The sequence below is a fragment of the Plantactinospora sp. B6F1 genome, from assembly GCF_040120695.1.
Classification (GTDB): domain Bacteria; phylum Actinomycetota; class Actinomycetes; order Mycobacteriales; family Micromonosporaceae; genus Plantactinospora.
This window is the reverse complement of record NZ_JBEEAC010000007.1, coordinates 208,554-223,777: the sequence shown is the minus strand read 5'-3', so window position 1 is coordinate 223,777 and position 15,224 is coordinate 208,554. Positions and strand designations below refer to the sequence as shown.

The 15,224-nt window shown below is 72.2% G+C and carries 10 protein-coding genes; 5 read left to right on the top strand and 5 right to left on the bottom strand.

Translation table 11 applies throughout. The features are described from left to right. Nucleotides 1–6: 6 nt before the first annotated feature. Complete coding sequence (locus ABNF97_RS12900; protein WP_349338656.1) at nt 7–3,366, top strand: CHAT domain-containing protein; 3,360 nt, start codon at nt 7–9, stop codon at nt 3,364–3,366. A 4-nt stretch (nt 3,367–3,370) separates the two neighbouring features. Here ABNF97_RS12900 and ABNF97_RS12895 read toward each other — a convergent pair whose 3' ends face one another. From ABNF97_RS12895 to ABNF97_RS12880, 4 genes are all read right to left on the bottom strand, one after another. After that, nucleotides 3,371–4,432 (bottom strand): tetratricopeptide repeat protein, encoded by a 1,062-nt coding sequence (locus ABNF97_RS12895; protein WP_130460907.1) that lies wholly within the window; start codon nt 4,430–4,432, stop codon nt 3,371–3,373. Nucleotides 4,433–4,608: 176 nt separating this feature from the next. Further along, the gene (locus ABNF97_RS12890) at nt 4,609–6,732 is read right to left on the bottom strand and encodes a HelD family protein (RefSeq protein ID WP_349338655.1); all 2,124 of its coding nucleotides are present in this window, start codon (nt 6,730–6,732) and stop codon (nt 4,609–4,611) included. 312 nt (nt 6,733–7,044) lie between these two features. Continuing rightward, entirely contained in the window at nt 7,045–8,049 is a 1,005-nt protein-coding gene (locus ABNF97_RS12885; protein WP_349338654.1) for an alpha/beta fold hydrolase, read from the bottom strand. A 227-nt stretch (nt 8,050–8,276) separates the two neighbouring features. Then, nucleotides 8,277–8,606, bottom strand: a complete 330-nt coding sequence (locus ABNF97_RS12880) for a hypothetical protein (protein WP_130460904.1) — start codon at nt 8,604–8,606, stop codon at nt 8,277–8,279. Between the two features lie 382 nt (nt 8,607–8,988). On the opposite strand from ABNF97_RS12880, the gene ABNF97_RS12875 reads away from it, so the two are divergent. The 4 genes from ABNF97_RS12875 (at nt 8,989) to ABNF97_RS12860 (ending at nt 14,713) form a co-directional block, all read left to right on the top strand. Further along, nucleotides 8,989–9,480: a DUF3145 domain-containing protein gene (locus tag ABNF97_RS12875; RefSeq protein ID WP_107261790.1), complete on the top strand. Its 492-nt coding sequence runs from the start codon at nt 8,989–8,991 to the stop codon at nt 9,478–9,480. Nucleotides 9,481–9,538: 58 nt separating this feature from the next. Next, nucleotides 9,539–11,254, top strand: coding sequence for a glycoside hydrolase family 3 protein (locus ABNF97_RS12870; protein ID WP_349338653.1), 1,716 nt, complete (start codon nt 9,539–9,541; stop codon nt 11,252–11,254). A gap of 121 nt (nt 11,255–11,375) precedes the next feature. Then, nucleotides 11,376–12,437, top strand: a complete 1,062-nt coding sequence (locus ABNF97_RS12865; protein WP_349338652.1) for a glycosyltransferase family 2 protein — start codon at nt 11,376–11,378, stop codon at nt 12,435–12,437. Further along, entirely contained in the window at nt 12,434–14,713 is a 2,280-nt protein-coding gene (locus ABNF97_RS12860; RefSeq protein ID WP_349338651.1) for a hypothetical protein, read from the top strand. The genes ABNF97_RS12865 and ABNF97_RS12860 overlap by 4 nt, the downstream gene beginning before the upstream one ends. Before the next feature lie 41 nt (nt 14,714–14,754). Here ABNF97_RS12860 and ABNF97_RS12855 read toward each other — a convergent pair whose 3' ends face one another. After that, nucleotides 14,755–14,949, bottom strand: coding sequence for a DUF397 domain-containing protein (locus ABNF97_RS12855; protein WP_130460901.1), 195 nt, complete (start codon nt 14,947–14,949; stop codon nt 14,755–14,757). Nucleotides 14,950–15,224: the final 275 nt, after the last annotated feature.

The window sequence follows — 15,224 nt, the reverse complement described above, 5'->3', positions numbered from 1 at the left end:
TCTGGTGTGGTGCGGTGGAAGAGGAGAGCGCGGGGGCAGGGGGCCGCCGCCGCGCCCGACAGCATCGAGTTGCATGATCGGCTCAGCAAGGCGGCCAGCGCGGTCTACGCCGCGGCCGGCGACGTGTCAGGTCTCAGCGCGGCCATCGACGTGCTCGAGCGGGGGCTGCCGCACGTCGCGGCCGACCATCCCCATCGAGGGATCTACCTGGGTGTCCTCGGTGAGGCATTCGGGCTTCGGTTCAGTCTGACGAGCGTTCCCGCTGACATCGAGGCGGCTGTTGCTTTCGGTGCGCAAGCCGTGGTGGCTCTGCCTGCGGACGATCCGCAACGCGGTGTGGCGTACAGCCGGCTGGCGGAGCACTACATCGTGCGGTTCGAAGCCGTGGGCGATCCGTCCGACCTCGACGCCACCGTCCGGTGCTGCGAGCAGGCCCTGGCGGTGGCGCCGGCGACGCCGCTGGTGCTGGCCCGGCTTGCCTACGCGCACCAGTGTCGCGCCGACCTCAACCCGGCACCAGCCGATGCGGACGCGCAGATCCGGCATGCCGAACACGGTCTGGAAGTGGCCGACGCCGCAAACTCCCATCGGCCACTTCTGCACGAGCTGGCGGCTGCGGGGTACGAGCGACGGTACGAGCGGGTTGGTGACGTCGGTGACCTCGACGCGGCCATCACGTGCCGGGAGGCGGTCGTGGTCGATGGTCGGCGCGTCGACATGCTGGCCCGAAACCTGTCCAACCTCAGCTTCGACTATCTGGAGCGGTACGAGGCGACTGGCCGCTCGGCGGATGTGCACAGTGCCATCGACCGTGCGGGCAGGGCGCTGGAGATCGCTGGCGAGCACGACCGGGACTACGCGGAGCTGCTCTACAAGCGGGGTCTGGCGTTTCGAGCTCGGTTCAACCTGGCCGGCGACGCCGCCGACCTGCGTAGGTACGTCGAACTGGCGCAGGAGTCACGGCGACGCGCTCCTGCCCACTATCAAGGCACAGCGCTGGTCAATCTCGCCGTTTCCTACGTCCAACGCTACGAACACCTCGGTGACCACCGCGACCTGGACGCGAGTATCGAGATCGGTGAGGAAGCGCTGGCACATGGCGGTTTGACCAGCCAACAACGCGGCACCTGCGTTGCGAACCTCTCCAGGATGTACCTGAAACGGTTCGAGCGATTCGGCGCGCAGGGCGACCTGGACCACGCCGTCCAGCTCGGTCACCGTGCCGTCCGGGCGCTGCCCGACGGTCATCCCGAGCTTGTCTCACGACTGGAAGGTCTCGCCAACGCCTACTCCGAACGCTTCGCACGCTTCCGAGAGCTGGAAGACCTGAACACCGCCGTGGAACTGGGTGAACGTGCCCTCGCGATCGCCGGCATCAGGCACACCGAGCAACGGCAGATACAGTCCAACCTCAGCGGGTACCTGCTGCGGCGCTACCTGAGCGGTGGCGATCCCGCCGATCTGGACGCGAGTGCCGGATACAGCCGGCAGGCGCTCGACGGCACCGACGAGGCTGACCCACGGTGGGCTCACTTCGCCGACTCCCTTGCCGGAGCCCTGCTGCATCGGCACCGGCTAGCCGCTTGCACGGGCGAGGAGTCCGGTCACACCGACCTGGACAAGGCGATCGACCTCGTCGAGCGGGCGGCGGCGGCGACCAGGCCGGACTCGCCGGTCTTCCTGGGGCGTCTGCAGAACCTCGCGGTCGCCTACCAGGAAGAGGCAGTCGATCCGGAGCGTCGGGCAGGCGTGGTGCGGCGACTCGTTGAGGCGGTCGGCACCACCACAGATACGACACCGACGGCGCAGGCGAGTGCCCGGACGAATATCGGCCGCCTGGCTCTGCGGGCCGGCATGCTCACCGAGGCAGCGGCGATGTGGCGCGGAGCGGTCGAGCTGCTGCCCCTGTGCGCACCTCAGGGCCTGGCATGGTCCGACCAGGAACACCAGCTCAGCCACAGCTGGGGTCTGGTTGGCGAGGCCACGGCGACTCTCCTCGCGGTCGGTGACGTGGCGGGTGCTGTCGAGCTTGCCGAGCTTGGCCGCGGCATCCTGCTGTCCAACCAGCTGAGCGCCCGCATAGACGTAGCCGAACTCTCGCGCTCCGCTCCCGACCTCGCCGAGGAGTTCACGAAACTCGTGGCCGAGCTGGACACCCAGTCGCGGATCGACGGCCGCCTGCACGACCTCACCGGCGCGCCGGCGCTGCGGCGGCCGCCGCGCCACCTCGCCGACCGCTGGGACCAACTGCTGCACCGGATCCGCGAGCTTCCCGAGTTCGCCGACTTCCTGGTACCGCCCCGGATCGCCGAACTGCAGAGCGCAGCGGCCGGCGGTGCCGTGGTACTCGTCAACGTGGGAACGCTCGGCGGCGACGCGGTGGTGCTCAAGCCGGACGCCCTGGTGCGGGTGCGGCTGCCCGAGCTCACCGAGGCGGACGCGAGGGCCCACGCGAACGCCTTGGCGGGCGTGGAGCTCTGCACGGAAATGCCCGTCACGCAAGCCAGAACCACCCAGCCGGAGGGCGCAAGCCACGAACTGCTCGCCTGGCTGTGGGAGGCGGTCACCGGGCCGGTGCTGACCGCACTCGGATATGACACGCCGCCGGATGCCGGGCAGCCGACACCACGGGTGTGGTGGGTGGCGACCGGGGTGCTGAGCCTCATGCCCCTGCACGCGGCCGGGTTGCCCGACGGGCCCTCGGCACTCGACCGCGTCGTGAGCTCGTACGCCCCGACCATCCGTGCCCTGATCCTCGCCAGGCAACGCACGAGTGCGGAGACCCGCACCCAGCTAACCGTCACCATGCGGCACACGGACGGACTGCCGGACCTGCCCGCTACCGCCGCCGAGACCGCCCACCTGCTGGCCAGGCACCCGGACGCGATCGCGCTCGCGGACGGCGAGGCCAGCGCGGCGGCCGTTCTCGACGCACTGTCCGGCGCCGGCTGGGTTCACTTCGCCTGCCACGCGATTAGTCATCCGGAGAAGGCGTCGAAGAGCGGGCTGCACCTGCACGACAGGACGCTGCGCGTGCCCGAGATCAGCAGGGCCGGTCCGCGGGGCGGTGAGTTCGCCTACCTGTCGGCTTGCTCCACGGGTCAGGGGAGCCTCTTCCAGGCAGACCAGGCGATCCACCTGGCGTCCGCGTTCCAGCTCGCTGGGTACCGGCATGTGGTGGCCACCCTGTGGCCGGTCAATGACCAGGTCGCGGCGATGGCCGCACGTCGCTTCTACCGGTTGCTCGGCGATTCGTCGACTGCGGACGGCGCCGCGGCGGCCTTGCACGACGTGACCCGGCGCCTGCGTGCGAGATTTCCCGCACATCCCGAACTGTGGGCACCGTTCGTCCACAGCGGCCCGTGACGTTTCACCTGCCTCGCAGCCAGACGATCAGCTTGCCCAGTCCTCGCGGCGGCTGCGGGTGCAGCCGCTGGTTTGCGAACCTGACCAGCAGGTTGGCCCGCCGGGTCATGCCGAGGCTCGTCAGCATCCCGGCGATGTCGGAAGCCAGCGCAGCCATCTCCGCGAGGCCTTCGGCGTCACGGACGCGCTTCAAGCATTCAAGGAATGCCCTGTCCGCGTACATCCTGGCATCCGACCGGTGCCCCAGATGCCACATGATCTTGCTTAGGTTGTTCAGTGCGCCCGCCTCGTTGAGGCTGTTGGGATGGTCGCCGCCACTGCGTGCTTGCTGGTAGCACCGCACGGCCTCCTCCGCTGCGGGAAGCGCCTCCTGCCATCGCTCACGATGTGCGAGTGCCGTCACCTGGAGGTCGAGGCCGTTGGCGAGTAGACGCGCGTTCGCCGCACCGGGGTCGCGGGCGTACAGACGTCGCGCGATCGTCACCGACTCCTCGGCGGGGGCCGACGTCTCGTCACCGCGCCCGGCGCTCTGCAGGGCGAAGCAGAGCGTGTGCAAGGTGGTTGCCAGGTAGTGGTCGTGCTGCCCTGGTTGCTCCTCGACGAGCTGCCGCCACATCGCCACGGATTCCCTGGCCGCGCTGACCGCGGCACGGTGGTCACCCACATCCCCGAGCGTGACGCTGGCGAGGCCAAGGGCAAGGGCGAGTTGGGTCTCGTACAGGTCGGACTGCGCATTCGCCATCCGCCTGATCAGCCCGACGCCCTCCTCCATCAGGTCCCGCGCCTCGGTTTTCCCACCGAGTCTGTGCTTGGCGAACCCGAGCCAGCAGAGCATTATTCCCAACTGCGGAAGTGAGCTTGGACTGCGCCGTAGCAGCCTGCGGTGCAGTGCGATGCCTTCCGCCAGGAGGTCCAGGTAGGAGTTGGTAACCGGGCCGGGAGCCCGGTGCAGCTCCATGCACAGGGCGTACAGCGCCAGACCGAGTTCTGGTTCGTACGTGGCGGGGTTGACCTTGGCCAATTCCCGGTACTGCGTCACCATCGCCTGCGCGGCGTCAACGCTCACGTCTCGCCTCCGAACGCCCGAATCGGATCGAAGCCCATCGTAATAGCTCAGCTCATGAGTCGTAAAACCGTCGCGGCGGAAAGTCAAGGTTTTATGCGGAGCCACTAGTTCCGGGAAATAGTGCTTCCGGCGCCGGGTGAAGGCACTATTTCCCGGAAACTGTACGACCTTGCCGGTCAGGCCGGGCCGACGGTGGTGAGTCGCTGGGTGGCCCGGGAGAGGGCGACGTAGAGGGTGCGTAGTCCGGCGGGGGAGTCCGCCCGGATCTCGGTCGGGTTGACCAGCACGACGCCGTCGTACTCCAGGCCCTTGGCCTGCATGGTGTCGACGACCTGTAGGCGCGGGTCCGGTGTCGGGTCCAGCCAGCCGGCGACCTCGGCCCGGCGGGTGACCGCGCTGATCACCCCGACCGTCCCCTCGACCTCGGTGAGCAGCTTCGCCGCCGCCTCCCGGACCGCGTCCGCAAGTTCGGCCGGCGGCACCACCAGCTCGACCGGAGGTACCCCGGTGGTCCGGACCGCGACCGGCAGCGGCAGGTCGGGGGAGACCTCGCGGATCACCCGGGCCGCCGCGGCGAAGATCTCCGCCGAGTTGCGGTAGTTGGTGGTCAGGGTGAACTCGTGCCGGGGACGCCGGCCCAGCGCCTTGTCCCGGGCCCGGGACAGCTCGGCCGGGTCACCGGTCCAGGCGCTCTGGGCCGGATCGCCGACCACAGTCCAGGAGGCGAGCCGGCCCCGCCGGCCCAGCATCCGCCACTGCATCGGGGAGACGTCCTGGGACTCGTCGACCACCACGTGGGCGTACTCGCGGTAGTCGGCCGGGCGATCGCCGGCGGTGTCCCGGCCGGCCCGGGCCACGCGCTGCCGGTCCGCGTAGGTGGTCACCTCGCGGACCCCGCCGGGCAACCGGTACGGGTCCCGGTCGCGCCGCGCCGGTCGGGGTGGCCGGCCCAGCAGGTGGTCGAGTTCGTCCAGGAGTGCGACGTCGGCCACGGTCGGTCCCGCGCTGCCCAGCGTCCGGTACGCCTCGGCGAGCAGCCGGATCTCCGCCCGGGAGAGGACACCGGCGGCGTACCGGCGCAGCCGCTCCGGCTCGGCCAGCCAGGGCAGTACGTGCCGGGGGTGCAGCCGGGGCCACCAGGCGCGCAGGAAGTCCCGGAACTCCGGGCGCTCGGCGATCTCGTCCTCGAAGCTCCGCTGATCCGGCAGGCGGCCGACCCGCAGATCCTGTGCCTGTGCCCAGAGCGCGGCGAAGATGCCGTCGAAGCCGGCCCGGCGTACCTCGTTGCGTCGGGCGCCCGGCGGCAGGGCCCGGGTCCGGATCCGTTCCAGTTCGGCGGCGGAGAGCCGGAGCAGTTCGCCCCGGTAGAGCAGCCGCAGCTCGCCGGGGGCGTCCGGCACCTGGTCCCGGACCGCCCGCTCCAGCACCCGACGCATCCGCAGCGAGCCCTTGACCGCGGCGACCGCCGTCGGGTCGGTGCGGGTCGCCGCGACACCGTCGAAGAGCGAGCCGAGCGAGTGCAGGGTGGCGGCGTTCTCGCCCAGGGCCGGGAGCACCGAGGCGATGTAGTCGACGAAGACGGCGGACGGGCCGACCACCAGCACCCCGCCGCCGGCGAACCGGTTGCGGTCGGAGTAGAGCAGGTAGGCGGCCCGGTGCAGGGCCACCGCCGTCTTGCCGGTGCCCGGCCCGCCGGAGACCACGGTCACGCCGCCGGCCGGTGAGCGGATCGCCTCGTCCTGCTCCCGCTGGATGGTGGCGACGATGTCGCGCATTTCCCGGCCGGTGGTCCGGGACAGGTCGGCGAGCATCGCGCCGTCGCCGACCACCCGCATCCCGTCCGGCGCCGCCGCCGGGTCGAGCAGGTCGTCGGAGATCCGGGTCACCCGCTCACCGCTGGAGGTGATCACCCGACGGCGGACGACCCCGCGCGGGTCGACCGGGGTGGCCTGGTAGAACGCGGCGGCGGCCGGCGCCCGCCAGTCGATAACCAGCGGTTCGGCGTGCTCGCCGCGTACGCCGAGCCGGCCGACGTGCAGCACCTGCCCGGTACGCAGGTCCAGCCGACCGAAGACCAGCCCTTCGTGTTCGGCGTCCAGCGCGTGCCGGCGCCGGGCGGCGTGGAAGACCATCGCGTCCCGCTCCACCAGCGCGCCGAGGTTGCCGACCCGGGCCAGCTGGTAGCCCTCCCGCTCGGCCAGCACGGCGGAGTGCCGCAACTGCGCCAGCCGGGCGTAGACCCGGTCCAGGTGGCGCTGTTCGGCCTCGATCTCCTGCCGCAGCGTGGTGTGGTCGGTCAACGCGTCTGCTCCTGGAGATCGATCTGTGGCGAGGTCGCCATCCGACGCCCGAGGTCCGGACGGCCACGAGCCGAACTGCCAGGAAGCGAGGGTACGCGGTGCCGGCCGGGCCCGGCTCGGCCACGCCAGTTCCGCTGCGGGCCGATCTGGCTCAGGGCCATGATGCCGATCTGACGCAAGGGCAACCGCCGGCCCGGGTCAGGGGAACGGTGCCGGTCCGGGTCAGGGGCGTGCCGCCGGCCCGGGTCAGGGGAACGGTGCCGGTCCGGGTCAGGGGCGTGCCGCCGGTCCGGGGCGGGGGCGTGCTGCTGGTCAGGGGCATGGTGCGCCGCGTCGGGCGCCGACCGGCCTGGGCTGTTCGAGGAGAGCCCCGGACCTCCGCGACCGGGCGGTGGCCGTCGACTTCCGGGTGATCCGCCTCGCCTGCCGCACCCGGTCGACGACCGTGCACAGGGCGGCGGTGACCTCCTCGGGGCGCTCCAGCATCAGCATGTGGCCGGCGCCGGGGCAGACGGTCAGCGCGGCCGAGGGCAGCGCCTCGCTGATCGACACCGTGCAGGGCGGCGGGGTGAGCCGGTCGCGGTCGCCGACCAGGGCCGCCACCGGCAGGTCGCCGAGGGTGGCGAGCGTCTCCAGCCGGCGCTGGGCTCCGATGGAGGGCCGGAACCCGCCGATCGAGACGAGCGAGGCCCGGGCCACCGCCGAGGTGGTGAGCCGGATGTCGGCCGAGTCACAGCCGTCACCGAAGAGCAGCCAGCGCAGAGTCGGCCGGATCGCGTGCAGCAGGGGCGCCGGGGCATGCCAGCCGCCGCACCGGGCCAGTAGCCCGGCGCAGGTGGTCTCGGCGATCCGGATCACCCGGGCCAACGGTGCCGGTACGCCGTACCCGGTGTGCGTGTGGCCCTCGGCGGTGGTGGCCACGAAGACGACTCCGGCGACCCGACGGGCGAAGTCGGCGGGGTGCCGGTGGGCGTACTCCATCACCGTCATGCCGCCCATCGAGTGCCCGGCCAACACCACCGGCCCGGTCGGCGCCACCTGGGCGAGCACCTCGGCCAGGTCGTCACCGAGCTGGGCGAGGGTGGCCGAGCGCAGCGTGGCCGGTCCGGACCGGCCGTGTCCGCGCGCGTCGTACCGGACCACCCGTACGGTGTCGCCGTACCGCTCGCGCAGCGCGGCCACCTGCCGATGCCAGGTACGCCCGTCCAGGGTCCAGCCGTGCAGCAGCAGCACGGTGAGCGGAGCGGTGTCCGGACCGGAGACGTCGACGTGCAGCCGCACGCCGTCGGTGAGCCGTACGGCGGCCGGTTCGGGCATGGTCACCTCCGCGTCGACGTCACCGCCGGAAAGCGTCGCCGCAGCGTGGATACCCGCCCGCCGTCCCGGTGAATCATCCGCGGGGACGGGCCGGACCGGCGCGGGCCGCCAAGGCAGACGTGAACGCCCCGACGGGACCGCCGGGGGAGGGGGCCGTCAGGGCAGACGTGAACGCCCCGACGCGAGGCGACCCGGCCGGGGCGTTACCGGTTGTGGAGCTGGTGGGCTCAGGCCTGGAAGACGCCGGCCTCGACCAGCCGCTTCTCGGTGGTGTCCCAACCGTCGGCCGGGTGGGTGGCGGCCAGGCTGTTCAGCTCGGCGCGGATCTTGATGGCGTGGCCGGCGCTGGCCAGCGCCCGGATCTCCTCGACGAAGGCCTCGGAGTCGGTGCGCAGGTGCGAGGTCCTGCCGTTGAGCAGGTTCCGCACGTAGGCGTACTTGCCGCCGTTGAGCGGGATGAGGTACTTGAACTCGCCGAGCACGCTCAGGGCACCACCCTGGCCTGCCTGTCCGGCGCGGACGGACGCGCGCGCGGTCTTGGAGGTGTTGCTCGCCACGGGGGCACTCCTTGGAGACGTACGGGAGGACTGGAAGTCCGAGGGGACAAGCCGGGCGACAGACGCCGCCGAGCGAATTGTACGGCAGACGCCGCCGAGTGAAGTTTACGGCAGACTGCCGGCTAGCAGACCTTACGGGCCAGCGAACCCGACGGGCCAGCGAATTTTACACGGCACCGGTGATGGCCGGACGGCCGTCGCCGCTGACGTCGGGGTCCAACCACCGTCACCGGTACGGCTATTCCCCCCGGGCAGTTTCGTGAATCCCTGGCGTACCATCCGTCACAAGCGTCATCATGTGTTCCAGCAATCGCACGGTGAGGCCAGCCCACCGAGGTCGAGGTCGTAGGGGAAGACGCACCTCGCTCTCCGGGAGGTCACCGTGCCAACGCGTGGCGTCGTATACGTCCACTCGACCCCACTCGCCGTGTGCCAGCACGTCGAGTGGGCGATCGCGCGCGTCCTTACCGCGCCGGTCACCCTGCACTGGACGGCCCAGCCGGTCGATCCGGGCGCCCGTCGGGCGGAGTGCGGGTGGTCCGGCCGGCCTGGGACCGGCGCGGAGCTGGCGGCTGCCCTCAGACAGTGGCCCATGATCCGATTCGAGGTCACCGAGGAGCCGAGTCCCGGCGTCGACGGGGAGCGGTTCATGTACGTGCCCGGTCGGGGGCTCTTCCGGGCCACCGCGGGAGCGGCCGGCGACATCCAGCTCGGTGAGGACCGGCTGCGGTCGATCATGGAGTCGGCCCGGGCGCCGGAGGCGCTCGCGCACGCGCTCGACAAGGCGATGGGCACCGCCTGGGACGCCGAGCTCGAGCCGTACCGGTATGCCGGGGACGGCGCCCCGGTCACCCTGCTCACCCGGGTCGGGTGAGCGCTTCCGGTCCTCGGTCAAGTTGCCCGGCCGGTGGTGGGCTGGTGGGATAGCGGGCGTGTCGACTCCCCTCCGGCGCGCTCCGGTCGTGCTCCCCCTCCTCACCGCTTTGATCGTCTCCGGCTGCGCCGGATCGCGGACGCCGGCGGCGGGTCCCGCGTCGCCGGCACCGGCAACCACCAGCGCGAGCCCGACGGCGGCGCCGGACCCGGCCGCCCGGGCGGCCCAGCTGGTCGGCACCCTCGCCGACGAGGACCTGGTCGGCCAGGTGCTGATGCCGTACGCCTACGGCAACTCGGCGACCACGGTGTCGGCCGGTTCGGCGGCCGGCAACCGGAAGCTGGCCGGAGTCCGCACCCCGGCCGAGATGATCGCCAAGTACCGGCTGGGCGGTCTGATCCTGGTCGGCTTCTCCGCCGACGACCCGACCAGCGACACCCAGCCGACCACCAACGTCGAGAACCCGGCCCAGGTGCGCGAGCTGACCGCCGGGCTACAGGCCGCGGCCGGAAAACTGCCGGCCGGGGCCGCCGGCGCGCTGATCGGCATCGACCAGGAGTTCGGCGTGGTCACCCGGATCTCCGAAGGGGTGACCAACCTGCCCAGCCCGATGGCCTTCGGCGCGGCCGGCGACCCGGCGCTCACCGAGTCCGCCTGGCGGGCCGCCGGCACCGAACTCGCCGCGCTCGGGGTCAACGTCGACTTCGCGCCGAGCGCCGACGTACTCGAGGCGAACAGCAGGGTGATCGGCTCCCGCTCGTACGGTTCGGATCCGTTGGCGGCCGCGGCGCAGGTCGGCGCCGCCGTGCGAGGGCTGCAGGGCGCGGGCGTCGCGGCCACCCTGAAGCACTTCCCGGGGCACGGGCAGACCGCCGCGGACTCGCACAAGGGTCTGCCGGTGGTCACCGCCGACCGGAAGAAGCTGGAGTCCACCGCTCTGCCGCCGTTCTCGGCCGGGATTACCGCCGGGGCCTGGCTGGTGATGGCCGGGCACCTCGACGTGCGGGCGCTCGACCCGAAGGTGCCGGCCACCTTCTCCCGCAAGATCCTCACTGACCTGCTCCGCGGTGAGCTGGGCTTCACCGGTGTGCTGGTGACCGACGCGATGGACATGGCGGCGGTGGCGAAGCAGCCGGCCGGGACGACCGCGGTCCGGGCACTGAACGCCGGCAACGACCTGGTGCTGATGCCGCCGAACGTGACCGAGGCGTACGAGGGGGTGCTGGCCGCGCTGCGGGACGGCTCGCTGCCCCGGGCCCGGCTGCTGGAGGCGGTGACCCGGGTGCTGACGCTGAAGTTCCGGCTGGCCGGACAGCCGAGGCCGGAGATGGGCACGCTGAACAGCGCCGGCCACCGGGAGGCCGCCCGGCGGGCGGCGGAGTCGTCGATCACCATGCTCCGGGGTAGCTGCGGCAGGCCGCTGGTGACCGGGCCGGTGACGGTGACCGCGGCGAGCGGCCGGGAGCGGAGCCGGGACCGGCTCAGCCGGGCGCTCCGGGCCGCCGGGGTGAAGGTGACACCGTCCGGCGGGACCGTGGTGCACCTCGTCGGGTACGGCGACACCTCCGCCGACCTGCGCGCGGGTGCGGCCGTGACGGTGGCGATGGACACCCCGTACCTGCTCGGCCGGGCCAGCTCCGGGGTGCTGCTGGCGACGTACTCGTCGACCACGGCTTCGGTGACCGCGCTCGCCGAGGTGCTCGCCGGGCGGGCCCGGCCGACCGGGCGGTCCCCGGTGCCGGTGGGCGGCCTGCCCAGGACGAGCTGCCCTTGACCGTGCAGCTCAGCCGGGTGTTCCTGACCGGGCAGCCCAGCCGGTCGCTGGTGAGTTCCGTCACTGGGCTGGCTGGTAGCGTTCGGCTGTCCGGTGAGCGGGAGACGGGGGTGTACTGACGGTGACGAGCCGGGAGCCCACCCTGTCCGTGGTCGTGCCGATCTACAACGAGGAGAGCGTCCTCCCGTTGCTGGTCGAACGGCTGCGGCCGGCGCTCGACGGGCTCGGCGAGCCGTACGAGGTGGTCGCCGTCGACGACGGCAGCACCGACGCCACCCCGGTGGTCCTGGTCGGGATGCGACGTGGCTGGCCGCAGCTGCGGGTGGTGCGGCTGCGCCGCAACAGCGGCCACCAGGCGGCGTTGACCGCCGGCCTGTTCCGGGCCCGGGGCGACTACGTCGCCAGCATCGACGCCGACCTCCAGGACCCGCCGGAGGTAATCGTCGAGATGCTGCGGCTGGCCCGGGCCGAGGGCCTGGACATCGTCTACGGGGTACGCGCCGACCGCTCCACCGACACCCGGTTCAAGCGCTCCACGGCAGGCCTGTACTACCGGCTGGTGCGTCGGCTGGTCGGCAGCGCCGTACCGGCCCAGGCGGGTGACTTCCGGCTGCTCAGCCGGGCGACCGTCGAGGCACTGCGGGAGCTGCCCGAACGTCGTCCGGTGCTCCGGCTGGTGGTGCCATGGCTGGGCTTTCCCAGCGGCGAGGTGAGCTACGTCCGCCAGGCACGTGCGGCGGGCAGCACCAAGTACTCGCTGTCCCGGATGATCCGGCTGGCCACCGACAGCATCATCAGCTTCTCGGAGGCGCCGCTGCGGGTGGCGACCTGGCTCGGTGCCGGCGGAATGCTGCTCTGCCTGGTCATGGTGGCCTTCGCGGTGGTGATGTATCTCCGCGACTCGACGGTCACCGGCTGGGCCTCGCTCTACGTCGCGGTGCTCTTCCTCGGCGCCGTCCAGTTGCTCTGCCTGGGGCTGCTCGGCGAGTACATCGCCCGGATCTACGCGGCGGTGCAGGGCCGGCCCGCCTACTTCGTCGGCTCGGACAGCGCCGAACCGGTCGAGGACCTGCCCCCGCTGGCCGAGGCGCCGCCCCGGGCCGGACGGCGGCCCGCGCCGCCGGCCGCCAGGGACTCCGCGGGCCCGGCCAGCCGCGACGGCGGCGTGCGGACGGTCCGGTGACCGCTACCGACGCGGCGGTGGCGGGCTCCTCCGCACCGGCCGCGCCCCGGCCCGCACCCGCGGTGCTGCGCTGGGCACCGCTGCTGGCCGGTGCGGGCCACCTCGCCGTGGTACTGCTGGCAGCCGACACCGATCCGGCCGACCTCGCCCGGTACGCGGGCTACCTGCTGCTGGCCCTGATCCTCCCCGGCACCCTGGTCTACCGGGCGCTGCGCCGCCGGCCGCACACCCTGGTCGAGGACGTGGCGATGGGTGCCGCCGTCGGGCTGGTGCTGGAACTGCCCGCCTGGGCGCTCTACGCCTGGCTCGGCCTCGTCGGCTGGCTCTGGACCTGGCCGGCGGCGGTGGTCGCGCTCTTCCTGGCCGTGCCCCGGCTGCGCCGGCACTGGCTGGTCCGGGGCTACCGGCCCACCCCGATCGGCTGGTCGTGGTCGGTGACCGGGGCGGTGGCCTTCTTCACCACCTACCTCTCCAGCACCTTCCTGGAGCGCAACCCGATCCTGCCCACCTCGGAGAAGACCCGGCAGTACCTGGACCTCGCCTACCAGCTCTCGCTGGCCGGCGAGGCGAAGCACCAGTTCCCGATCCACCTGCCCCAGGTCGCCGCCGAGCCGCTCGACTACCACTGGTTCGGCTACGTGCACATGGCCGCGACCAGCCTGATCGGCGGGATCGACCTGCCGGTGGTGGCGCTCCGGCTGACCATCCCGGCGCTCTGCGCGGCGGCGATCGTGCTCACCGCCGTGCTCGGCTGGCGGGTGAGCGGTCGGCCGGCGGTCGGCGTGATCGCCGCCGTGCTCTTCTTCGTGATCGGCGAGACGAACTTCACCGATCCGGTGACGATGCCGTTCGGCACCCAGGCGTCGTTCGTGATCTGGCACGGCATGTCGATGATCTACAGCTGGGTGCTGCTGATCGCGCTGATCGCCGTACTCGCCGACGTGGTGGACCGGCGCCCGGGCCGGCCGGTGGCCGCGATCGGCCGGGGCGCGTTCGTGCTCGCCCCGCTGCTGATGCTCGCCTCCAGCGGGGCGAAGGCCAGTTCGCTGCCGGTGGTCGGGCTGGCGCTGGCGTTCACCGCCGTCGCCCTGCTGGTCGCCACCCGGCGGATCCCGTGGGCGGTGGTCGGGGCGGGGCTGGCCACCGCCGCCGCGCAACTCTTCGCCACCGCCGTGCTCTACCGGTTCAAGGCGTACGGGATCGAGGTCGACCCGCTGGCCAGCAGCCTGGAGCCGTACTGGTCACCGCCGCCGGACGGCTGGCCGATCCCGCTGACGGCACTCGTCGTGCTCGCCGCCTTCGTGGTGAACATGCAGCTCCGGGTGGTGGGGATCGGCCCGCTGCTCTGGCTGCGCCGGGGCCGGCTCGAACCCGTGCAGTGGTTCCTGCTCGGCGGCGCGCTGGCCGGCCCGCTGCTCTACCTGCTGCTCCGGCAGCCGGGCGGGGCGAACCAGTACTTCACCCGGGCCGGCTTCACCTTCGCGGTGGTCCTCTCCGCTTGGGGGTACGTGATGGTCGCCGACCGCGCCCGGCTGACCCGGCGCTCCGGCACGGTACTCGGGCTCTGTGCGCTCGCCCTGGCCGCGGCCCTGGTCGCGGTCCAGTTCCGGTACGCCGAGCCGGCCGCCGGGGAGACCATGTTCGACTGGCTGCGGCCGCTGCTCTGGTGGTCGGCCGGTCTCGCCGTGCTGACGGTGGTCGCCGCCGGAATCTGGCGGCCGGCCGGCCTCGGCGTCGCCGCGCTGCACCGGCGGGGGGCGATCGTGCTGCTCACCGCGGTCCTGGTGGTCGGGGCGCCCGGCCTGCTGATGGACATGCGCAAGTCGGAGCGCTCCCCGAACGGCGGCGCGTACGCCAACGTCGCGCTGCCGAAGAGCCGGGTCGACGCCGCCCGGTGGGCCCGGGAGCACAGCGAACCCGGCGACGTGCTGGCGACCAACGTGCACTGCCTGGCGGTGGTGAAGGGCTGGTGCGACGCCCGCTCGTTCTGGCTCAGCGCGTACTCCGAGCGCCGGGTACTCGTCGAGGGCTGGGGGTTCGCGCCCCGGGTGGCGTCGTCGGGGGCGTACACCCCGTTCTGGGACCGGGAGCTGTTGCGGCGCAACGACGCGGCGTTCACCGAGCCGACCGAGGCCGGGCTGCGCGAGCTGCGGGACCGGCACGCCGTGCGGTGGCTGGTGGTGGACCGGTCCGTGGGGGTGGAGTCCCCGGAGCTGGGCCAGCTGGCCCAACTGCGCTACGACAACGGCCGGATGGCCGTCTACCGTCTCCGCTGAGACCGCCCGGCCCGGGCACCGGACCGCCCGTAACCGGCGGATCAGCCGAAGCCGTCCGACCGGATGTGATCGAGGAACGCGGACCATCGGGCCGTTGCGAAGCCCAGTTTGACCGACGGGTCCTTCGAGTCCCTGACCGCGACCGTCTCACGCGGAGTGAGCGCGGCCTCCACACAGTTGCTCTCGACGCTCCGTGAGCTCTTGTGCCAGGTGATCTCGGGCTCCTCTGACGCCACCAACGTGCCTCCTCGCCGTGGCGCGGCCCTCAACGCCGCTGTTCCGAGCCCCTCGCAACCGCCGCAGCGGACCGTTCAGACCGCCCTTGGAAATCGGGGCCGCTGGATGCGAGAGGATTCCAGATTCCGCAAGTGTAAGGAGGAAAGTGAGGCAGAATCCAGCGGCGATGTGTTGGCGTCTGTCGATCTGGGCAGGTCACGGATGCTGGCCGGTATCCGACATCGGCGAAAAAGTGATCTTGTCGTTCCGGGCAGACGTAACGAGCGGAGGACTC

Coding starts and splice junctions, on each gene's coding strand:
- ABNF97_RS12885 (WP_349338654.1), bottom strand. CDS start 8,049: ATGCCCGAACCGGCCGCCGTACGGCTCACCGACGGCGTGCGGCTGCAC.